The following is a 22,616-nucleotide window of genomic DNA, read 5'->3' on the forward strand; positions in this document are numbered from 1 at the left end:
TCTCCTTTGTGATCGATGATTAAGCATACGAGTGTAAGCCTGAGATTACGAGGTTAATGATGATAAGGTTAAACATAATAATCGCAAACCCTATGACCGCTAACCAAGCAGACTTTTTACCATGCCAACCACGAGTCAGTCGTAGGTGCAAGAACACAGCGTAAAATAGCCATGTCACGAGCGCCCAAACTTCTTTCGGGTCCCAACCCCAGAAGCGGCCCCATGCTTCCTGCGCCCAAATCGCTGCGAAGATTAGTCCTCCTAATGTGAAAAGCGGAAAACCAATCGCAATCGCTCGGTACATAATATCATCGACAACATCTGGTTTAATTTTATCAAATTTATCTTGTAATAAAGCGGATATACGGCGACCTTTTAATAGAAGTCTAAATAAGCCGTACATTAGACCACCTAAAGCTAGAGACAATGTTAATGTGTTTAGTTTAATGCCTGCATCGACACCTTGCATCCAGCCTGGTGCTTCGATTCCCGAATTGAAACGATTATCTGTTATTAATTCAGAATCACTCGGTTGGAATAAAGCTGGCATTTGGTAGTCGACTTCCACTGTCTGACCGTCCACTTGTTTATTGAATACCGCTTCATAATCCATCGCCCCGAAACTCGTCGATAATATAATATAAGCAAGTGTTGACATCACACCAAACATAATTAACTCGAGAAATAAGGTCTCTTTACTCTTAGTCGATTGATCAACACGCTTAATTAAAAATAATAAACCTGCAATAAAACTGATCGATAAAATCGCTTGTGCCGTGGCTACTGTCGTCACATGAATGTATAACCAATTCGACTGTAACGATGGGACTAATGGTGATACCTCTTGCGGGAACATACTACCATACCCTATGACAACTAACGACACAGGTAACGCAATAAGCCCTAAAGCTGGGATACCATATAAGAAATAAATCGCAACAAACGCACCAATTAGCATCATGCCGAAGAAATAAATATATTCGAACATGTTACTAACTGGGATATGGCCAGCTTCCAACCAACGGAAAATAAATGATGTTAGTTGAGACGTAAAACCAATGATGGTAAACGCCATCGCCCATTTCGTAATTTTAGAACCACGATGGTCATCACGGTTTTTACCAAGGGTTAGTCCGAAGAAAGCCGTCGCAATTAAGTAAAGAAAGAATGTCATATTCAAAAACAAACTACTTAATTCATAAAAATCCATGAAAAATCCTCCTAAGGTGTACGATGTCTTACGTCATTTCTTGCTGGTCTTCAAACGTATTGACATTCGTGCCCTTTGTAATTTTTTCGAGTTCTTGGTTCATCCCGTACCAGTTTTTATTCGTATGGACACCAATGTGATAAACGCCATCATTCGGATGTATCCATATACGACGGTGATACCAATACAATCCTTGAAGTACACCAATCATAAATATACCAGCACCTAAACCAAACAGTGGTAAGGTGTTATCTTTTTTCACTGTCAAACCTGAAGCCGATCGCTTTTCAATATTCGTAACGTTGAGTGAGAGTTGATTGTCTTCACTTAACGCTATTACTTCTTCTTGTAAATAAAAATAGCGCTCAGCCTGGTCAAGATTGGGATGATTGATAGAAAAGATAATCCCAGGATTTCTCGGAAACTTTGAAAATGACGATGGCCCTTCATCGGTAAACTCAAGTTCTGGGAACCAACGATCAACGGTGATTGTCGTATCACTTTCATCTAAGTTAAACTCTGTTGGTGCTTCGTCAGTATCAAAGGTGAATTGCCCTAATGACTCACCATTTTGCTGCAAGTTAAACGAGATGGCATTGTATTCAGTTTCAATTTGCGAGCCTGCTTGATAAAGTGAGTAACCATTAAATGTTACCGGTTGATTTAACCGAATTTCTCCCTGGGTCACTTGTTCTAACTCAGGTTCTTGCCCTAGGACTGGATCATTTGTTACTTCAAACACCGTCACATTCGTTTGAAAGTTTTTAGGCACTGGATTTTCAACGTCTTCTAATGCACGCTTAAACCGTTCTTCTGTTTCTGGATCGTATACTTCATAAATAAATTCATTATTACGCACATAATATTCTTGGTTTGTCCCTGATATCGCCGTTGTCTCACCTTCTCGCACCCATACATAATCGTCGACATGCATCACATCAAACATACGGAAAATAGATGCAATTAATATGATGATAAGACCGATGTGATTAACGTACGCTCCCCACCTGGAGAAGCGATTTTTCTCAGCCATGATGTGGCCATCTTCTTCTGACACGTTATAGCGTTGTTTCTTAAGATTTTGCTTAAGGGTTGCAACATCGTCATCTGTTAATTCATTATTAAGGCTCACTAAGCGTTGACGTCTGACAAATACTTCATGACGTTTCGTGTTTTGGTTTTTGAGTGCCCGTCGAAGCGGAATATAACGGTCAATACTAGCAATAATAATCGATATACCTATTAAGGCGACTAATGTGATATACCACCATGATCCATACATATTATGAAATCCAAGTTGATAAAAAATCTGTCCTGTAATGCCATACTCTTGTTCATAAAAAACAGAAGGTGGTAATGGCGAATTCATAAAAGCCTCTTGCGGGTAAATCGTTCCTAATGCTGAAAAAATCAGCGTAATGGCAATAAGCCACACGCCCACTTTAACAGAAGAGAAAAATCCCCAAATTTTATCAACTAATGTTCGTTTATACGTTTTAGAACGACGTGCACTACCTTCATAGCGCATTTCTAAAACTTGTTTCTCGTCGTTACCGTCTATATGCTGATTACCTTCAATGGGTTTCCCGCAGGCTTCACATAGTACAGTTCCTTCTTTATTTTCGTGTCCACATTCGCATCGAATTGTTTGATTAGCCATTTAAACCCCTCGCGCTTTCAACCTTACTGAGGTAATATTTCTTGAAAATAACTTTCTAAGTCTTCTAATGTTACCGGACCGCGAACAATTCGTTCAATCGTTCCATCTGGTCTCACAAAAAACGACGCTGGTAAATTAACGACTTCATACACTTCCATCACCGTTTCTTGACGGTCTATCGTACTCGGAAAAGATAAATCTAAGCTGTTATAAAAGTTGTTAATAACCGATTCATTTCGGTCAACACTCACAGCGACGATTTCTATCCCTTTATCTTTGTATTCTTGATACAATTGATCCATATAAGGCATTTCTTTTTTGCACGGTTCACAATACGTTGCCCAAAAGTTGATCATAACGCCTTGTCCTCGTAAATCGTTTAATTCAATTGTTTCACCAGGTTGGTCAAGACGGTCTAATTTAAAATTCGGCGCAGTTTCGCCTTCTTCTAGTTCAGGGCGTTGCGAATTAAAATTAACAATTAAGACAAAAACTAGTGTTCCTGTTAATATTGCTAAAACTATACTTCTATAAATAAGTCGTTTTTTCTTTTTATGCACCGATAACCCTCCAATACTGCCATTGTATCATGGTTAAAATTAACGTCTCGATGTCATGTTTGAACATTATTTAACATTTTGTTGCGTCAAATCAGCCAATTGTTTCACTTCATGAGGGGTTAGTTCTCGGTATTCACCTGGTTGTAACTTACCTAATGTTAGTGAACCAAAACGCTCACGTCTTAATTTCTCCACTTGATAACCTAATGACTCAAACATTCGCTTAACTTGGCGGTTCTTACCTTGGTGTAAAACGAGTTCGACTTTCGACGATCCTTTTCGTTTATCAACTTCGACCAAGCGTGCTTTAACCGCTTTTAATCGCTCACCATCATTCGTCACACCTTTTTTTAACTGCGTGACGTCGTTTTTGTCCATAATCCCTTTCACTTTAGCGACATAGACTTTATCGACACCATATTTCGGATGGATCAGTTTATTCGTTAACTCACCGTCATTCGTAAGCAATAAAACCCCCGTTGTGTCGTAGTCTAATCGGCCAACGGGATACAATCGTTGTTCAATGTCAGCTGATAATAAATCTGTCACGACTTGACGACCTTTATCATCTTCTACTGACGATAACGTTTGGCGTGGTTTGTTGATGACGTAATAGACTGGTTGTTCTTTTTCTATTACAACATCATCAACGGCGACACTGTCTTGCTTACTTACTTTTGTTCCTAATTCCGTTACGACTTGATTGTTCACCTTCACTCTTCCAGCTTCAATCATTGCTTCTGCTTTACGTCTTGATGTGACCCCACTATTAGCTATAACCTTTTGTAATCGTTCTTTTTGTCCACTCATATTAAACACCCTTTTAATTTCATTAATTATATTATGGCATAACAAAAGCGCTAACACTACGGTTAACGCTTAACTACTTGCATTATGACCCAAATATTAAGTAACATACGGTTAACGATGCTATTATACCAATCACATCTGCTATAAGTCCAACTTTTAACGCGTCCCCCATTTTTTTAATTCCGACCGCTCCAAAATATACCGTTAAAACATATAAGGTAGTATCTGTACTTCCTTGCATTGTCGAAGCTAAACGTCCAATAAATGAATCAGGACCCTCAGTTTGAATAATGTCGGTTGCCATACTTAACGATGCTGTCCCTGAGATCGGCCTCGTTAATGCTTGCGGGACAATTTCTGGTGGGATATGGAAAAATGTAAGAGCAGGTGTGATTATACCAACGAACGCATCTAACGCACCTGATGCTCGAAAAATACTAATCGAAACGATCATACCTAATAAAAAAGGAAGTAAAGAAATGGCCATTCTCACCCCTTCTTTACCCCCTTCGACAAATGTTTCGTAAGTTGGTACTTTTTGATAAGTGCCATAAACTAAGACAAGCAACACGATGATCGGGATAATATAACTACTGAATTGCATAATCATAATCCATTTCTCCTCTTACGCCGATAATAAAAATAACGATCGACTAAAATAGCGCCAACAGATGACACGAGTGTGGCAAGAATCGTCGTCAACACAATGTCAGTCGGTCCTATCGAATCGTAGCGCATTCGTATCGCAATCATAGTCGTCGGTACTAAGGTCACACTCGACGTATTAATCGCTAAAAACGTAATCATTGATCTTGAAGCTTCTTCACTCCCGTGATTAAGCTGTTTCATTTCATGCATGGCTTTGATGCCTAATGGTGTGGCAGCATTACCTAAACCGAACAAGTTCGCTGATACATTCGATAAGATATAACCCATAGCTGGATGATCACTCGGTATTTCTGGAAACAACCGCTTAAATAAGGGTTTAAATAGTTCGCTTAGTTTATTTAATAAACCAGATTCTTCTGCTATTCGCATTATACCTAGCCAAAACACTAGCACACTCATCAAGCTAATGGTTAATCCAACCGCATCATCAGCACTTTCAAAAATAACTTCGTTTACTTGATCGACTGTCCCATGGGTCATCGCATAAACAATGCCGATTACTGCTAGCCCAACCCAAATCAAATTAACCATCACGTACCACCTTGTAAGACATGAAAGAGACGTGACACTGTTGACCAATATGACGGTGTTTCATCTACTGAAGCAGATATAAATGAAATAGGTATTTCAGGCCTGTCTACTATTTGGTTAAAACCATGTTGGTAAAGCTGACGGTGATCTTGCCAATCCTGCTTCGCATCAATGGTTACAACGACTAATTCTTTACCATCTTCTTCAGCTGTCGTGACTAACGTTCGCCCGGCTGTACTTGTATATCCTGTCTTACCCCCTGTGCAGACATCGTCATATGTCATTAACAATTTATTCTTATTATGCCATGGATAATCTTCTTGACTAGAAAGATATTGTTTAGTTCCGAAAATGTCCCGAAAAACTGAATTACTCGTCATCGCATATTGCGTCAGTATTGCCATATCATGTGCACTCGCATAATGATGTTCTTCATCTAGTCCGTGCGGGTTTTGAAATTGACTGTCGTTCATCCCTAACCATTCCGCTTTTTCGTTCATTAGCCAAACAAAACCTTTTTCACTTCCCGCAATATGTTCAGCAATCGCAACGGCCGCATCGTTACCTGAACGTAACATCAAACCGTACAACAAATCTTTTAACGGATAGTGATCACCTGCATCAGCATAAATAGATGAACCGTGCGTATTAGCGGCATTAGTAGATATTGAAACTGATGCATCCAACTCTCCGTGCTCGATGGCTACAATAGCTGTCATGATTTTAGTAATACTTGCAATTGGTTTAGACTGATAGCCGTTTTTTTCATAAAGAACTTCACCTGTTTCCATATCCATGACTATTGCACTTTGAGCTGACACAACAGGGGTTGCATGAATGGGCATTGTCATGCTACTTAACACTAAACACACAATAATAACAAACACAGCTCGATTCATGGTCCATCTCCTTACAGTTACTCAAATTCCATTACAAGACTATGTTATGGCCTGTCACAAAAGAATATGATAAGGAGATTAAACATGACAAAACCCGAACGACCTTAATAAGGTGTTCGGGTTTAAAAAACGGTTCTGTAAACTTTAAACAGCTTCCATATAATCTAATTGTTCTCGTAAATCTTGGAATACTGGTTCGACAACTCTTGTTAGATAGGTGATCGCTTCACCAGGTTCACCTTGAAATTCAATCGCACATTTACCCCGATAAGCTGCTCGACTGTCTTCGTACCATAAGTCATCTTTCGGCGAGAAAAACTCATTGACACATTTGTGATAAATGCCTCGAAGCACTTTTTCTAACACGTCCCCCTGTAATTGGTCAGTTGCCATTAATCGATTAAGTGCTTGTTTCCCTTCCATACAATACACTTCAAGGAACCGCAATTGTTTAACGACAGCCTCAATATAAGTTGTGTTTAACGATGGATCACTCGTTGTAATTGATGTGACGCTTTTGTGATTTAAAAATTGTGTTAACTCATCTTCAATCTCCATTAAATAATGATGAATATCTTCTGCTTGTGAGAATAAGTGTGTGCTCATTGGCACCAATGTACCCCCTCTAAATGAATTGAGCTTTAAGATTATTGTATTTCCATTTCATTAAAAAACAAATCAGCTTCTTGCACGGCATCATCTAAATGACCATCAGGTAATGGCGGCAACTCTTCTAAAGATGTCAGACCGAAAAACGTTAAAAAATCTTTCGTCGTTTGGAATAATATCGGTCGACCGCTCGTATCCCTTCGGCCACATTCTTCAATCAATAAACGAGACACCAATGTTTGGATCGGTCCGTCACTTTTCACCCCTCGAATATCTTCAATTTCAACGCGCGTGATCGGCTGTTGGTAAGCGATAATAGCTAACGTTTCTAGCGACGCTTGTGACAATTTTGATTGTGATGTTGATTCTTGCATTTTCTCGAAATATAAGGCATGTTCCGATTTAGTCGTTAAATAAAACACGCCTTGTCTTTCGAGTATAGATAACCCACGTTGACTATGTTCATAATCATATTTTAATTCATCCAATATCAACTGCGCTGTTTCATCCGTCACAGATAGCACGTTTTTAATTTGTGATAGGTCAATACCTTCATCACCTGATGCGAATAATAAGCCTTCTAAGACACCTTTATAGTCAGTTAGTTCCATAATGCCCCTCCGTTAGTGAGACTGTAATATCAGAGAAGTTCTCTGTTTGAAAACACATGATGGTAAAACTCTTCATAAGTTCCAGTAACGCTAAAAAAGTTGTCACGACTTCAAACTTCTCTTGATAAGGAAATAATGTGTCAAATGAGGTCTGACCTTGCATTCGTTCTAATCGTTTTACCACGTCATCCATCCGTTCTTCGATGGATATTTCTTGTCGTTGAATGGTCGTCTCCATCGGTGCCATAAGTTGCTTTCGTCTAAGCACTTTTTGAAAAGCTTCAGTTAAATCCGTTACCGATAACACGTCACTCCGCTTAACTTCATACTCCGATTGATAAGGTGTCATATCCATCGGCGGGCGGGTGAATACTTGGTTAGATGCCTGTTCTTTTTCCTGTAACATATGTGACGCTTCTTTATACTTTTTATATTCAACTAATCGTTGAATTAGTTCTTCTTGTGGGTCTTCTTCATATTCATCTTCAACATCTAATTCTTGTTTCGGTAATAGCATTTGACTTTTGATTTCGAGCAAGGTTGCTGCCATGACAAGATATTCACTTGCTATATCGAGCTGCAAATATTGCATTGTATGTATGTAATCTAAGTACTGATCGGCTATTTCCTTTAATGGAACATCATAAATATCTATCTCATATTGGTTAATAAGATGTAATAACAAATCTAAAGGACCTTCAAACGGTTCAATTTTCACTTTATAAACGGATTCCGACATTGAATCACTCTTTTCGATACACTTTATTTCCTATCATCATCGTACCAAAACTTCGACCGAAAAGGAATATGTTAAACACGATATTATGGGTAACATAAAAAGGTTCCAACTTATTCAATAATCAAGTTGGAACCTTTCTTATTATGCGTGGCATTGTTGATAAAATGGTTCAGTTTGTTCATTGCCACAAATGTGATAACGTTCTCCGTATTGGTCTTCTAAAGCTTTGATCATCTGTTTACCGATACCTTGATGACGATGAGATGGTGTCACACTAATATGCTGAATAACTATTCGTTCTTGGTCAAAACGCACACCGAGAGCGCCTAAAATATCTTCTTCTTTCCATAGAAATAGTTGCCAATCATCATTCGACTCATATTCCTTAATGGTCGTTTGAAGTTTCTTTACTTCCTTTTCTTCAGGCATAAATGACAACAATCCCATAGCAATCTTTTCAAAGCTCTTTTTATATTTAATTAACATAAAAACCCCTCTTTAATAACAGCATCACAGGATTCAAAATCATTTATCCTTATGACTGTTTTCGATCTCATGTGATTGGGTCAAATCACACCAAAAAACAGTATAACGTGATGTTGATTAGGAATCAATTGTAATGGTTTGCATGACATCTCCAACCCTTACACGATCGACAATGTCGATGCCTTCTGTTACTTTACCAAATACGGTATGGCGTCCGTCAAGATGTGGTTGTTGATCTAAACAAATAAAAAATTGACTTCCCCCTGTATCTTTTCCAGCATGAGCCATTGATAAACTGCCGTGTTCATGTTGATGCGGGTTGCCATCTGTCTCACATTTAATGGTATAGCCTGGTCCACCAGTTCCATTACCGATCGGGCATCCACCTTGGATCACAAACCCCGGTATTACTCGGTGAAACGTTAATCCATCATAAAACCCATCATTGGCTAATTTAACAAAATTATCTACTGTGTTCGGTGCAGCCTCTGGGTATAATTCAAATGTAATTTGTTCGCCATTCTCGAATAAAATTTGTCCTTGTGTCATCTTCCATTCCCTACTTTCTATTTTACTCATACGACATGTCGAAACGTGTCAAATCTTGAACAGTTTCTCGTTTTATCACTAATTGATCGTTTCCGTTTTCAACGAATACAACGGCTGCTTTGGGAAATCGATTATAATGGCTCGCCATTGCATAACCATAAGCACCCGTCGAATACACGACTAATAGATCACCTGTTTCGATTGTCGGAACATCTAAATCCCAAATCAACATATCGCCTGTTTCACAACTTTGACCAGCAATCGCAACGGTTTCTTCGATTGGTTGGTCCGATTTATTTAATATGGTCGCTTCATATTCAGCGTCATATAGTGCTGGACGAATGTTATCTGTCATACCACCATTGACCGACACATATTTACGGACGTTAGGGATCTCTTTAATCGCCCCAACTTCATAAATCGTCACAGCCGCTTCACCTACGATCGACCGCCCTGGTTCAATCCAAATTTCTGGAATCTTTAATTCATGGTTGCTTGCTGACGACTTCACAGCTGACACTAATGTATGCACATATTGTGATAGTGGAAGCGGATCGTCATCTTTCGTGTATTGAATGCCAAATCCACCACCTAAATTAACAACTCGTGCTTCAAATTGATAACGGTCATACCACAACTTTAATGCGTCAAACACTTTTTCAACGGCCATCTCAAACCCAGTCGTCTCAAAGATTTGCGAGCCAATATGGCTATGAACCCCTTGTAAATGAATCGATTCATGATTCATTAAATGATTCAGTGCTTGTTCCGCCTGACCACTTAATAAATCAAAACCGAACTTAGAGTCTTCCTGTCCCGTTAAAATATAGTCATGCGTGTGCGCTTCAATACCTGGTGTAATACGGATTAAAGCATCAATCGTCTGTCCTTTTTCTTGTAAAACGTCTTCTAATAAAGCCATTTCAAAAAAGTTATCGATTACGATACAACCGACTTGATTCTCAACCGCCATTTCTAATACCGTACGACTTTTGTTATTACCATGAACATGGACTCTCTGCATCGGATAACCCGCTTCAATCGCTGTATGTAATTCGCCTTCCGACACCACGTCTAAACTCATGTCTTCCTGTTTAGCAACCTGTAACATGGCAATAGATGAAAATGCTTTACTCGCATAAGCCACCTGAAAATCTAAATCATATTGTTTAAACGTTTCAACAAACGCTCGAGCATTTTGCCGTATTTGGTCTACATCGTAAACGAATAAAGGCGTATCATACCGCTCAGCTAATTGAGTTAATTGTTCTTCTGAGATATTAAATCTATTTTGACTCATGTCGTTCACCCGTCCGTTTCTCTCTTTACAATACAAATAACTTATCATATAGAAAGCCAGCAATCAATTATTTTCTTAGTCTAAAAAACACAACTTGAACCAATACAATGACTATATTGGCTCAAGTTTCTGACGATTGTCTACGATTATCATCTTGTGGATGGACAATACTTGGTCGTTGTTGTTCTAATGGGACAGAAACGCGAAATAGTATATGATACATGCCACTTGCGTTAAATGGAATAAACGGCCATAAGTATGGTGTGTTCAGTGAATACGTCCTTGCTAAAATTAATACATATAACGTTCCACCTAAAACAAGCCCGATAACGCCAAACATTGCTGTTAAAATAACGAGTAAAATACGCGCTATTTTATTTGCGACAGACAACTCATAACTCGGTGTTGCATAACTACCGATAGCTGCAACCGCGACATATAAAATAATTTCTGGTGTGAATAATCCAACATTAATGGCGATCTCACCAATTAAGACTGCGGCAATTAAACCAAGTGCTGTCGAAACAGCAGTCGGTGTATGAATCGCAGCGATCCTCAAAAACTCTAATCCGAGATCAGCTAATAATGCTTGAATGACGATCGGAACATTTCCTTCTTCTGAGGGGCCAATATACCCTAAATGTTCCGGAAGTCTATGCGGTTCTAATACAAATAATAACCATAGCGGTAAAAGAAATAATGAAGCAAAAATTCCTAAAAACCTAATCCACCTGACAAACGTACCAACCATTGGAACTTGGCGGTATTCTTCAGCATGTTGGACATGATGAAACAACGTCGTCGGTGTAATCATAATACTCGGTGACGTGTCAACCATCACAAGGACGTGTCCTTCAAATAAATGAGCTGAAGCCACATCAGGTCTTTCTGTGTAGCGTACGAGCGGAAAGGGGGTTTGGCCTTGTTGTAAAAGATATTCTTCTAACGTTTTGTCTGACATCGACATGCCATCAACATCAATTTTTTCAATTTCACGCCTCACCGTATTAACTAATTCAGGGTTCGCGATATCTTCTATATACATGAGCGATACATCCATCCGCGATCGCTTACCCACTTGTTGGATTTCGAGTCGTAAATTCTCATCACGTACCCTACGTCTCGTTAAACCGGCATTTTCAATAATATTTTCAGTGAATCCATCCCGCGATCCTCTAACGACTCTTTCAGTATCTGGCTCTTCAGGTCCACGGCCAGGATAATTACGGACATCAACGACGAAAACTTTGTCATACCCATCAACATTAATGACGAGAAGTCCTGACATAATTTCCGTCATCGCTTGTTCAAACTCACCAATTTCTTCAAATTGATGATTCACTAATCGATTTTTGACGATTGCTTCTATCTTGTCTTTATCTGGTTCGACGTCATTAATACGAACCATGTTTTCTAAAATTTCCATTACAAACTGCGTATCAACAAGTCCATTGACATAATAGAAGTCAACATCCGTATCTAACAAATGCAATGTTCGGTAGCCAATATCAAATGACACACCAATTCCGAGGCGTTCTTCGAATATTCGTCGGTTACGTTTAATTGACTTATGAATTGATTGTTGCGTCACAACTAGTCACACCTTTAACCTTTTGGTTTAAATATTATAGCGACAATGAATCCGAATAATATCGCAGAAGCAATACCCGCTGACGTTAACTGAAAAATACCAATTGCAATCCCTAAAAACCCGTGCTCATCAGCTTGAGCCATCGCCCCATGCAATAACGAATGACCAAAACTCGTAATCGGCACTGTCGCTCCTGCTCCGGCAAATTCGATTAATCGATCATACAGTGAAAACCCATCTAAAACCGCACCAGAGACGACAAACAAGGACATGACATGAGCTGGTGTCAGTTTGAAAATATCTAATAACAATTGTCCGATTAAACAAATCGTACCACCTACTAAAAACGCCCAGACAAAATCCATCATCACGCATCCCCTCGCTTTAACACGACGGCATGAGCAATGCACGGAATCGTTTCTTTTTGTTGCATCATAATCGGATTTAACAATGCGCCAGTAGCCACAATTAACACTTGACGTAACGTGCCTTGTTTCAGTTGTTGAATGACGTGGCCATATGTCACAATGGCTGATGCTGCACAACCACTGCCCCCAGCGAAAATTTGTTGATCATGATGATACACCATTAAACCACTATCATTATGAATACCTTCAATATCATAACCAGATTGATACGTTAATTTTTTGACAATCGGTGTTCCGACACTGGATAAATCGCCTGTTAATATCAAATCGTAATCGGACGGTTGTCGATTAAAGTCTTGAAAATGTTGAACGATCGTGTTGGCTGCAGCTGGCGCCATCGCAGATCCCATATCTAATGGATCATTTGTACCGTAATCAATGACTTGACCAATTGTTGCCGCTTCCACTTGAATATGACTAGGTTGCGAAGACAACAAGGCAACACCAGAACCCGTCACAGTAGACGTTGCTGTATCAGGTTTTTGCCCACCATATTCCGTCGGATAACGAAATTGCCGCTCAGCTGTAGCATAATGACTCGAAGCAGCCGCTAACACATAGTGACTGTCTTGACTATTAATTAAGGCACTCGCCATAGCTAATGTTTCCATTGAAGTTGAACAAGCCCCGAACACACCTAAAAAAGAAGTACTAATGTCTCGCGCTACATAGTTACTCGTGACATTTTGATTTAACAAGTCTCCACTAATCATTAAGTCTAATGCATCTTCTCTTAACCCAGCTTTGTCTAGGCAGATTGTCGTTGCTTTTCGTAATAAATTTTGCTCCGCTTGCTCCCAAGTGTCTCCATCACAGTGAAGCTTCGAATACGCATAGTCAAATGTCGATGCCAAGGGACCTTCATATTCTTTCGGTCCTGTGACAGTTGCCGTTTCATTAATATAAACCCCACGCTGAAAAAACCATGATTGCTTCCCTTGTTTCATCGTTATCACCTTAACTTCCTAACACAGTTTGCACCGTATAACGAATAATACCTACAATGTATGCTGCGACTGTTCCGAACACGATAACGGACCCAGCTAATTTAAACATGTTCGTCGCGACCCCTAATACAATGCCTTCGCTACGATGTTCCAATGCCGCACTCGTAATTGAGTTTGCAAACCCTGTTACCGGAACAGCAGACCCGGCCCCTGCGAATTGCCCTAATTTATCGTAAACGCCAAATCCTGTTAATATCGCAGCGATTAAAATAAGGGTCGTAATCGTTGGATTCCCAGCCTCCTTGGCAGTGAAATCGAACCAATGCATATACAAAACTGTCAACCCTTGACCAATCACACATATTAAACCACCAATCACGAATGCTTTTATCGCATTACGTACATATTTTGGCTTCGGTTGATACGGTTTAATCGCATCTTTATAATTTTCTTTCGTAATCATAGAAAACTTTCCTCCTAATCCATAAATACGATCCACTGAAATAAGGAACCAACAATTTTACCAAACACTAGGGCGAGCAAAAGGTGCGGGATATATTCATTGACATACATTCGTTTTGCCAAAATCGGAAACACGTTTAACACTTCAGTCAACGCTGCAGCTAACATTCCAATAAAAATACCATGGAGAAGCCCCCAATACGCTTCAATGATTATAGGTAAATGAGTTATCGTTTGTGTAAAAGACAAATAAATTCCAACTAATGCTCCAGAAATAATCGACCACTCGAAGTAGCGAACCCAACCATGCCCATAACATAACTGCACCAATCTCGGAATAATGCCAAGCACTGTCAAAAACGCCACAAAACCAGATCCGACTGCTAAACCTGCCGACAATCCAACGATAATTTCTATCACATAACTAATGATCATCCCGGTTCAGCTCATTTTCGTTAAAGGTGACGTATTGATACAGATTTTGATCATAATTAAACATTTCAACCTCTAACGGACTCGGTTCTTCGTTAAATTTCTTTTTGAAAAAATGATTAAAGAATAACACCATGCCTAACCCTAATCCGATTGAATAAGGGATTTGCAGCCAAAGGACACTTCGATCGACATCTCGGGCCATCATATCGTGTAAATGAGCTTGAACATCAGGCATACTGACATCATAATGAAAATTCATGACAGCCATTGCTGCACCAATGAAAAGTAGTGTCCAAACAAAGAAAATATATAAAGGATACAATGTTGGCTTTCGTTGCTCTAAGGCTAAAACCGTTTGAGATGCCCCAACCGTTTCCACTTCTACATCAGGGTACAAGTGCTTTAATTTTTCAATTACATGATAAATATCAATCACTTTGTACGTATGATCAGTTGATTGAACGTCATGTATAAATAGCGTTAACAACTTATCTTGCCAGCAATCAGCACAACAAATCCATGCCATATCACCTAAACGAATATGATCACCCGTTTTAACTGAAATCTTTGGTTTTAATCGAATATAGACAACCTCTGCCATAGAGAACCCTACCTTATTGGTTTTACAGTTTTATTATGTCCGACAATACCTAAAGCATGTATCAAGTTCATGAAGTTGTTTAAGTACAAAAAAACGATCCCGCATTTAAACGGAATCGTTTTAATAATTAATCATTATCCTCTAACCATGTTTCAAGCTTTGTCAGTATATGTTTTTCTAATCGAGACACTTGGACTTGTGAAATATTGAGCCGTTCAGCCACATCTGCTTGTGTCTTATCTTTATAGTACCTCAAATAAATAATCAATTGTTCTCGTTTATCTAGTTGTTCAATAGCCTCTCTTAACGCGATATGATCAAACCAGTTGTTGTCATCCTCAGCGATTTGATCCATAAGCGTAATCGGATCTCCTTCATTTTCATAGACCGTTTCATGGATAGAATGCGTGCCTTGATTAGCCTCGATCGCCATGACGATATCTTCTTGAGGCAAATCAAGTTCGTCACTCAGTTCTGTTAAAGACGGAGACCGATTGTAAATTTTAGTGAGCTCTTCCGTTTTAGCCCGAATTTTATAATTTAATTCTTTCAAAGACCGACTCACTTTGACCGTTCCATCATCGCGTATAAACCGCTGAATTTCACCAATAATCATCGGTACAGCATAGGTAGAAAAACGGACATCATAGCTCAAATCAAATTTATCAATCGATTTGATTAATCCAACACAACCGAGTTGGAATAGATCCTCTGTTTCATACCCACGATTAATAAAGCGTTGAACGACAGACCAGACGAGACGTGTATTTTTTTCGATAATCAAATCACGTGCTTCATAATCACCTTGCTGACTTTTTTTAATCAGTGATTTTAGTTCTTCATGCGACAGTTGATGCGATTTTTGAACAGTTGTATGTTCTTTCATCCGCATCACTTCGCAATCTGTTGTTGATTTTGATTAAATCGTTTCACTAACGTAACCGTCGTCCCCGCTCCGGCTGATGAATGTATATCAATCTGGTCCATGAAGTTTTCCATAATCGTAAACCCCATACCCGATCGTTCAAGCTCTGGTTTGGATGTATACATCGGTTCCATTGCTTCTTGAACGTTATCAATGCCACGACCATAATCTTGAATCATAATCGTCACATCGTCGTTTGAAATGGAACACGCTAACACAACTACACCGTCATCATCGTCCTCATAGCCATGAATAATCGCATTTGTCACTGCCTCTGATATCACCGTTTTAATTTCCGTTAATTCATCCATCGTCGGATCTAATGGGGATATAAAAGAAGCCACAACAACTCGAGCGAACGACTCATTTTCACTTTTCGCTGCCATTTCAACTTTCATATGATTATTCATGACGCCACCCCCAAACGGGATAAAGCGTCTATTTCAGTCGCTTCAGTTTGAATGACTTTAAACAATCCAGACAATTCAAATAAACGTTTAACAGGCTTTTGGATCGCACAAACGACCATTTCTCCGCCGAGCGCTTTTACTTGTTTATAACGTCCTAAAAACACACCTAAACCTGACGAATCCATAAATGTTAGGTCTTCCAAATTCACGATAACGTGCTGAATCCCTCCAGCGTTCAAATAATGTTCCCAATCCACCTTTAATGTCCCCGCTTCATGATGATCTAACTCACCTACTAAACGAATTAACAACACATGTTCTTTTTGTTCGAAATGCGAAACAAGACTCAATGCATTTACCTCCCTTTCATTATGCTATTGAGCCTTGTTCGCCTTTTTAAATTCAATTTCCTTCACGTTAGCAAAACTAGTGGCCATTCGACGAAATAAGCTAATTATTTAATTGATTAAACAACCTTTTCCACAATGTCCAAGTCGATGCCTCATTAATTGGATCTCTTACGATTAAATCTGTCTGATTGATGACGTCTCCTTGATTCCGCACTGTCATCTTCCCTAGTACGTCTCCTTTTTTAATCGGCCATTCAGCTGATTTTAATGATATCTCGGTCTCAACTTGCTCACTCGATTCACCTTTGTTCATCAGTAGTGTTATATCACGCTTAGGTGATAAATGAATGGGCGTGCGATCGGCTTTAACATCCTCAAACTGATATACAGATTCACCTTTTGCATACAACGGTTCTACTTGATACTCACTAAAAGCATAATCAAGCAATGCTGTCGTATCAGCGTTTCGTTTTTGCGGTGTTTCAGCCCCCATCACGACAGAGACAACCCGCATATCACCTCGTTTAGCTGTCGCAGTTAAACAGTACTCCGCTTCATCCGTGTAACCTGTTTTTAACCCATCTAACCCTTGATAAAATTTGACTAATCGATTGGTGTTAACGAGCCAGAATTCATCCTCTGTCCCTTGACGTAAATAATCTTCATACACTTTCGTATAATCCGTAATCGATTCATGATCTAGTAAGGCACGTGCGATAACTGCCATATCATTTGCTGTACTATAATGGTCATCTTCTGGTAAACCAGTTGTGTTTTGAAACTGAGTGTTTTCCAACCCTAATGCCCGTGCTTTTTCATTCATCCTGTCAATAAATGCTTGTTCTGTAACAGCTACTTCTTCTGCTAATGCCACGGTCGCATCATTAGCAGAAGCAATCGCAACGGCTTTAAGCAACTCTTTCACTGTCATTTCTTCAAATGCTTCTAAGTAAATTTGTGAACCGCCCATTGAAGCTGCATTCTCACTTACTTGGACTGTATCATCTAAAGATAATTCACCTTCGTCTAACGCTTCCATAAACAATAACATCGACATTAGCTTTGTCATGCTTGCAGGCGGAAGTCGTTTATCAGCTTCCTGATCATACAAAACTGTCCCCGTATCAACTTCTAATAAAATCGCTGACTCTGCTGATTTTATGAGCGATGGTTGTTCAGTCGCCATAGACGTAACCGGTGATATAAAACCAATTATAACCATCCCTATTAAACATAATGAGCGCATCATCTGATCCCTCCGTTTCTGCTTGATATGATGACCAAAAATTTGATTTTTATAACACAAGATTAAAAATTAATAGACTGAATTTAAGGTCAAACAAAAAAGCCAAGGCTTCGCTATTAAGCAAAGCCTTGGCTAATGGATAGTGTATTATTCAGATACCGTTGTTTTAATGAGGGTTGGAGCTTCAACTTTATCTGTTGAAATAGTCATGTTGTGGTATAGCTTGTCTTTAATCGACTCGACGTCTTCTGTATTGCTATGAATCGTTAAGAGCGATTCACCTTCTTCTACGTAATCGCCGACTTTCTTGTTAAGAACTAATCCTACGGCTAAATCAATTTCAGATTCTTTCGTCTGACGTCCTGCACCTAATAAACTAGCTGCTTGACCGATTTCATCTGCAATGATCTCACTTACGTAACCAGATGTTTTAGCTGGTAGCTCAATCTGATATTCAGCTTGAGGTAAACCATCAACATTATCCACAACTGAAGCATCGCCACCTTGAGATGATAAGAATGTTTTAAAAGTCTCAAGTGCTTGACCATTCTCGATCACGGCTTCTAATTTTTCACGAGCTTCAGCTAATGTTTCAGCTTGTCCACCTACTACTACCATCTGACTACCAATAGTCAATGATAATTCAGTTAAATCTTCTGGTCCTTGACCGCGTAGTGTTTGGATCGCTTCTTCTACTTCTAACGCGTTACCAATCGCGCGGCCAAGCGGTTGTCCCATATCGCTAATAACAGCCATCGTTTGACGACCAACGTTATTACCAATCGACACCATCGCTTTAGCTAATTCAATCGATTCCTCTTCACTCTTCATGAACGCGCCTGCGCCTGTTTTAACGTCTAAAACAATCGCATCCGCACCCGCTGCAATTTTCTTACTCATAATCGAGCTAGCGATTAAAGGAATTGAGTTAACTGTTGCCGTTACGTCACGCAGACCGTATAACTTCTTGTCTGCAGGTGTTAAGTTACCTGATTGACCAATGACTGAAATTTTATTTTCATTAACGAGACGAATGAATTCATCATTTTCGATTTCAACGTGAAAGCCTGGTACAGCTTCTAGCTTATCAATAGTACCACCCGTATGACCAAGTCCGCGGCCACTCATTTTCGCAACTGGGACACCGACCGCTGCCACTAGAGGGGCCAAAACTAAAGTCGTCGTATCACCGACACCGCCAGTAGAATGTTTGTCTACTTTAATGCCTTCAATTGGTGATAAATCAATCGTGTCACCTGATTCCACCATTCGCATCGTAAGCGTTGCGCGTTCCTGTTCTGTCATGCCGTTAAAATAAATCGCCATGGATAGAGCACTCGCCTGATAATCAGGAATAGTTCCGTCTGTATATCCATCAATAAAAAAGTTAATTTCTTCGTCCGTTAAAGCTAAGCCATCGCGTTTTTTCTCAATAATATCGTACATGCGCATTGCATAAGCCCTCCATTACATTGTTTGCAAGATTTGTTTAACTAATTGAATAAATTGTTGCTTTACTTTTTCAGTTGTTTCAATCACTTCATCGTGTGACAATGGTTGATCGAGAATGCCCGCAGCCATATTGGAAATGCAAGAAATACCTAAAACATCCATGCCTGCATGGTTAGCAACAATCACTTCTGGTACAGTTGACATACCGACAGCGTCACCACCTAGAGTACGGAGCATTTTCACTTCACTACCTGTCTCATAAGTTGGACCTGTATTACCGACATAAACACCTTTTCTGACAGACATATTCAAGTCGGCCGCTGCTGCTTCAGCTAATTTGATTAAATCACGGTCGTAAGCTTCTGACATATCCGGGAAACGCGGACCTAGTTCATTGATATTTTTACCAATTAATGGATTGTCGCCCATTTGATTAATATGGTCTTGGATAATCATTAAATCACCTGGGTCAAACGATTCATTAATTCCGCCTGCCGCGTTTGTGACGAGTAACTGTTCAACACCGAGCTGTTTCATAACGCGCACTGGAAATGTGACGTGATGCATGTCATAACCTTCGTAATAGTGAAAGCGACCTTGCATCGCTACGACATTTTTGCCTTCTAACTCACCGATGACTAGCTGACCTTTGTGACCGGCTACAGTCGATTGTGGAAAGTGAGGGATGTCGCTATATGAGATCGTTACAGGGTTTTCAATTTCTTCTGCTAAAATTCCCAGCCCTGAACCTAAAATCAATCCGATAGTCGGTTTTGGACCTTGAAGTTGCTCACTAATATACTGTTCTGATTCTTGAATTTTCTCTAACATCATATCACCTATTTCTTTGCGTAATCTTATCCATCAAGTAGGAAAACAGCGTCGAACTGTTTCCCTCAAACTATTATTTATTTGAAATGTCATTTAAAAAGCTTTCGCCGTATTCTGGGCGTGTTGTATTAAAGTTTTCAGCAATGGTCGCGCCGATATCAGCGAACATTTGACGCTCCGAAATAGCGTTACCTTGCTTAATTCCTTTATGATAAGCAATCAACGGTACATATTCACGCGTATGATCTGTACCGTGGTGGATCGGGTCATTACCGTGGTCTGCTGTTATCATAAGCAAGTCGTCATCACGTAGTTTATCTAACACTTCTGGCAAACGACGGTCGAATTCCTCTAACGCTTCGCCATACCCTTGAGGATCACGGCGGTGACCATATTTTGCATCAAAGTCAACAAGGTTTAAGAAGTTTAAGCCGTTGAAGTCTTTATCCATAGATGCGACAAGCTTGTCCATACCATCCGAATTATCATCTGTTCGAATAGCTTCAGTCACACCTTCACCATCATAGATATCAGAGATCTTGCCCAGCGCTACAACATCGTAACCATCGTCTGCTAAGTGGTTCATCACTGTTTGACCGAACGGTTTTAATGCATAATCATGGCGATTGGATGTACGTTCGAATGAGCCAGGTTCGCCTACGAATGGACGAGCAATAATACGCCCTAGCATATACGGCTCATCTTTTGTGATTTCACGGGCAAATTCACAAATGTCATATAGTTCATCTACTGGAATGACATCTTCGTGAGCCGCAATTTGTAGCACGGAGTCAGCTGATGTATAAACAATCAACGCTCCTGTTTCAACGTGTTCCGGCCCTAATTCTTTAATAATTTCCGTTCCTGAAGCTGGTTTATTACCAATCACTTTACGGCCCGTTTTGTCTTCCAGTTGTTTAATAAGTTCATCTGGGAACCCATCTGGGAAAACTCGGAATGGTTGGTCAATACGAAGACCCATGATTTCCCAATGACCTGTCATCGTATCTTTTCCGGCAGACGCTTCCACCATATGTGTATGATGAGCTTCCGGATGATCGTTCGCTTCAATTCCTTCGAATTCACGAATATTACCTAGTCCTAGTCGCTGCATATTCGGCATGTTTAAGCCGCCCATATGTTCTGCAATATGACCTAACGTGTCTGCGCCTGTGTCGTTAAAGTGCTTCGCATCTGGTGCTTCACCAATTCCGACAGAGTCCATTACAATTAAAAACACTCGATTAAATGACATGTTAGAAACCTCCAATTATCTTCCTTTTATATTCTATCTATAGCCAAAGTTGTAACCGCTTTTAATACTTTCAAAGCCGTTCAACTTTAGGGAACGATTATCACTATATCATAATAACAATAGATTATGCACGTGGATGAAAATCTTTATAAATTTCTGTCAATCTTGCTTTCGATACGTGTGTATAAATTTGCGTTGTCGAAATATCAGCATGACCTAACATTTCTTGTACAGCTCTTAAGTCCGCCCCATTTTCTAAAAGGTGCGTCGCAAATGAATGGCGGAGCATGTGTGGCGTGATTTCTTTAAAGATGTGTTTGTCACGAGCATGTTTTTTTAACACTTTCCAAAATCCTTGCCTAGTCATGGTATTCCCGCGATGATTTAAAAATAACGCTTGACTTGAATCATTTTTTAACAATTTGTGACGACCATCATCGACATATGTTTGGATAGCTTGTTGCGCATGCTGTCCAAGGGGAACTATTCGTTCTTTTCCGCCTTTACCAATGACTCGAACAAACCCCATTAATAAGTGAAGATCATCAACTGTTAGAGACAGCAGTTCTGAAATACGTAGCCCTGTGGCATAGAGTGTTTCGAACATCGCTTTATTTCGTTGATCAATTGGTTTATCTGCTTGAATATCCAATAATCGTTCAACTTCATCATTTGATAATACTTTCGGCAACTGTCGCTCTCTTTTAGGACGTTCTATATGTAATGACGGATCATGCGACACTTGGTATTCACGAACGATAAATTGATGAAAGGAACGCAATGTCGAGATCATACGCGTTAAGCTCGCAGCTGATTTCCCTTCTTCATTCATCACATTTAATAAACCTCTAATGTGATGGCGTTCAATGGCTTCAAGTGATGTGATGTTTTCTTGCTCTGTTAAATAAGATATGTATCGATTCAGATCGCGACGATACGATTGGATTGAGTTGTCGGCAAGTCCTTTTTCAATACGAAGAAAATGTAAAAAATCTGAAGCGGCATCTTTCATCATGTTAAGACCCCTTTTTTCGTTTATCTAATCATTAG

27 protein-coding genes are annotated in these 22,616 nt (G+C 39.6%); all 27 read right to left on the reverse strand.

Annotation, left to right across the window (positions count from 1 at the left end; translation table 11 throughout):
* Positions 1-19: 19 nt before the first annotated feature.
* The 27 genes from ccsB to xerD all read right to left on the reverse strand — a co-directional run bounded on the left by ccsB (position 20) and on the right by xerD (position 22,581).
* Positions 20-1,210: a c-type cytochrome biogenesis protein CcsB gene (ccsB, locus tag ABID56_RS02235; RefSeq protein ID WP_354218891.1), complete on the reverse strand. Its 1,191-nt coding sequence runs from the start codon at positions 1,208-1,210 to the stop codon at positions 20-22.
* Positions 1,211-1,238: 28 nt separating this feature from the next.
* Entirely contained in the window at positions 1,239-2,870 is a 1,632-nt protein-coding gene (gene resB / locus ABID56_RS02240) for a cytochrome c biogenesis protein ResB (protein WP_354218892.1), read from the reverse strand.
* Positions 2,871-2,893: 23 nt separating this feature from the next.
* Complete coding sequence (resA, locus tag ABID56_RS02245) at positions 2,894-3,430, reverse strand: thiol-disulfide oxidoreductase ResA (protein WP_354218893.1); 537 nt, start codon at positions 3,428-3,430, stop codon at positions 2,894-2,896.
* 66 nt (positions 3,431-3,496) lie between these two features.
* Positions 3,497-4,240 (reverse strand): pseudouridine synthase, encoded by a 744-nt coding sequence (locus ABID56_RS02250; protein ID WP_354218895.1) that lies wholly within the window; start codon positions 4,238-4,240, stop codon positions 3,497-3,499.
* Positions 4,241-4,322: 82 nt separating this feature from the next.
* Positions 4,323-4,850 carry a spore maturation protein gene (locus ABID56_RS02255; protein WP_354218896.1) on the reverse strand — a complete coding sequence of 176 codons (528 nt, stop codon included), beginning with the start codon at positions 4,848-4,850 and terminating at the stop codon, positions 4,323-4,325.
* Positions 4,847-5,440 (reverse strand): nucleoside recognition domain-containing protein, encoded by a 594-nt coding sequence (locus ABID56_RS02260; RefSeq protein ID WP_354218898.1) that lies wholly within the window; start codon positions 5,438-5,440, stop codon positions 4,847-4,849. Before ABID56_RS02260 ends, ABID56_RS02255 begins: the two co-directional genes overlap by 4 nt.
* Positions 5,440-6,339 carry a D-alanyl-D-alanine carboxypeptidase family protein gene (locus ABID56_RS02265; protein ID WP_354218899.1) on the reverse strand — a complete coding sequence of 300 codons (900 nt, stop codon included), beginning with the start codon at positions 6,337-6,339 and terminating at the stop codon, positions 5,440-5,442. Before ABID56_RS02265 ends, ABID56_RS02260 begins: the two co-directional genes overlap by 1 nt.
* A gap of 144 nt (positions 6,340-6,483) precedes the next feature.
* Complete coding sequence (locus ABID56_RS02270; RefSeq protein WP_354218997.1) at positions 6,484-6,945, reverse strand: DUF3907 family protein; 462 nt, start codon at positions 6,943-6,945, stop codon at positions 6,484-6,486.
* A gap of 41 nt (positions 6,946-6,986) precedes the next feature.
* Positions 6,987-7,559 (reverse strand): SMC-Scp complex subunit ScpB, encoded by a 573-nt coding sequence (gene scpB, locus ABID56_RS02275; RefSeq protein WP_354218900.1) that lies wholly within the window; start codon positions 7,557-7,559, stop codon positions 6,987-6,989.
* Complete coding sequence (locus ABID56_RS02280; RefSeq protein ID WP_354218901.1) at positions 7,546-8,298, reverse strand: segregation/condensation protein A; 753 nt, start codon at positions 8,296-8,298, stop codon at positions 7,546-7,548. The genes scpB and ABID56_RS02280 overlap by 14 nt, the downstream gene beginning before the upstream one ends.
* Before the next feature lie 141 nt (positions 8,299-8,439).
* Positions 8,440-8,784 carry a GNAT family N-acetyltransferase gene (locus ABID56_RS02285; RefSeq protein WP_354218903.1) on the reverse strand — a complete coding sequence of 115 codons (345 nt, stop codon included), beginning with the start codon at positions 8,782-8,784 and terminating at the stop codon, positions 8,440-8,442.
* Between the two features lie 117 nt (positions 8,785-8,901).
* Entirely contained in the window at positions 8,902-9,333 is a 432-nt protein-coding gene (locus tag ABID56_RS02290) for a peptidylprolyl isomerase (protein WP_354218905.1), read from the reverse strand.
* A gap of 22 nt (positions 9,334-9,355) precedes the next feature.
* Positions 9,356-10,633 (reverse strand): diaminopimelate decarboxylase, encoded by a 1,278-nt coding sequence (gene lysA / locus ABID56_RS02295; RefSeq protein WP_354218906.1) that lies wholly within the window; start codon positions 10,631-10,633, stop codon positions 9,356-9,358.
* A 121-nt stretch (positions 10,634-10,754) separates the two neighbouring features.
* The gene (locus ABID56_RS02300) at positions 10,755-12,224 is read right to left on the reverse strand and encodes a spore germination protein (RefSeq protein WP_354218907.1); all 1,470 of its coding nucleotides are present in this window, start codon (positions 12,222-12,224) and stop codon (positions 10,755-10,757) included.
* A gap of 14 nt (positions 12,225-12,238) precedes the next feature.
* Complete coding sequence (gene spoVAE, locus ABID56_RS02305) at positions 12,239-12,589, reverse strand: stage V sporulation protein AE (RefSeq protein WP_354218908.1); 351 nt, start codon at positions 12,587-12,589, stop codon at positions 12,239-12,241.
* A 2-nt stretch (positions 12,590-12,591) separates the two neighbouring features.
* The gene (gene spoVAD / locus ABID56_RS02310; protein ID WP_354218910.1) at positions 12,592-13,599 is read right to left on the reverse strand and encodes a stage V sporulation protein AD; all 1,008 of its coding nucleotides are present in this window, start codon (positions 13,597-13,599) and stop codon (positions 12,592-12,594) included.
* 10 nt (positions 13,600-13,609) lie between these two features.
* The gene (spoVAC, locus tag ABID56_RS02315; RefSeq protein ID WP_354218911.1) at positions 13,610-14,062 is read right to left on the reverse strand and encodes a stage V sporulation protein AC; all 453 of its coding nucleotides are present in this window, start codon (positions 14,060-14,062) and stop codon (positions 13,610-13,612) included.
* Positions 14,063-14,076: 14 nt separating this feature from the next.
* Positions 14,077-14,496, reverse strand: a complete 420-nt coding sequence (locus ABID56_RS02320; protein WP_354218912.1) for a stage V sporulation protein AB — start codon at positions 14,494-14,496, stop codon at positions 14,077-14,079.
* On the reverse strand, positions 14,486-15,097 hold the full coding sequence (locus tag ABID56_RS02325; protein ID WP_354218913.1) for a stage V sporulation protein AA: 612 nt from the start codon (positions 15,095-15,097) through the stop codon (positions 14,486-14,488). Before ABID56_RS02325 ends, ABID56_RS02320 begins: the two co-directional genes overlap by 11 nt.
* Before the next feature lie 127 nt (positions 15,098-15,224).
* A complete protein-coding gene (sigF, locus tag ABID56_RS02330) occupies positions 15,225-15,983 on the reverse strand; it encodes an RNA polymerase sporulation sigma factor SigF (RefSeq protein WP_354218915.1) in 759 nt (252 codons plus the stop codon).
* Positions 15,984-15,988: 5 nt separating this feature from the next.
* Positions 15,989-16,432: an anti-sigma F factor gene (spoIIAB, locus tag ABID56_RS02335; RefSeq protein ID WP_354218917.1), complete on the reverse strand. Its 444-nt coding sequence runs from the start codon at positions 16,430-16,432 to the stop codon at positions 15,989-15,991.
* The gene (gene spoIIAA, locus ABID56_RS02340; RefSeq protein WP_354218919.1) at positions 16,429-16,782 is read right to left on the reverse strand and encodes an anti-sigma F factor antagonist; all 354 of its coding nucleotides are present in this window, start codon (positions 16,780-16,782) and stop codon (positions 16,429-16,431) included. Before spoIIAA ends, spoIIAB begins: the two co-directional genes overlap by 4 nt.
* 100 nt (positions 16,783-16,882) lie before the next feature.
* Positions 16,883-18,031 carry a D-alanyl-D-alanine carboxypeptidase family protein gene (locus tag ABID56_RS02345; RefSeq protein ID WP_354218921.1) on the reverse strand — a complete coding sequence of 383 codons (1,149 nt, stop codon included), beginning with the start codon at positions 18,029-18,031 and terminating at the stop codon, positions 16,883-16,885.
* A 144-nt stretch (positions 18,032-18,175) separates the two neighbouring features.
* A complete protein-coding gene (locus tag ABID56_RS02350; protein WP_354218922.1) occupies positions 18,176-19,480 on the reverse strand; it encodes a pyrimidine-nucleoside phosphorylase in 1,305 nt (434 codons plus the stop codon).
* A gap of 15 nt (positions 19,481-19,495) precedes the next feature.
* Positions 19,496-20,314, reverse strand: coding sequence for a purine-nucleoside phosphorylase (locus ABID56_RS02355; protein ID WP_354218924.1), 819 nt, complete (start codon positions 20,312-20,314; stop codon positions 19,496-19,498).
* Positions 20,315-20,384: 70 nt separating this feature from the next.
* Positions 20,385-21,566 (reverse strand): phosphopentomutase, encoded by a 1,182-nt coding sequence (gene deoB, locus ABID56_RS02360; RefSeq protein ID WP_354218926.1) that lies wholly within the window; start codon positions 21,564-21,566, stop codon positions 20,385-20,387.
* A 124-nt stretch (positions 21,567-21,690) separates the two neighbouring features.
* Complete coding sequence (gene xerD / locus ABID56_RS02365) at positions 21,691-22,581, reverse strand: site-specific tyrosine recombinase XerD (protein ID WP_354218927.1); 891 nt, start codon at positions 22,579-22,581, stop codon at positions 21,691-21,693.
* Positions 22,582-22,616: the final 35 nt, after the last annotated feature.

Source organism: Alkalibacillus flavidus, assembly GCF_040545925.1.
Lineage (GTDB): Bacteria > Bacillota > Bacilli > Bacillales > Alkalibacillaceae > Alkalibacillus > Alkalibacillus flavidus.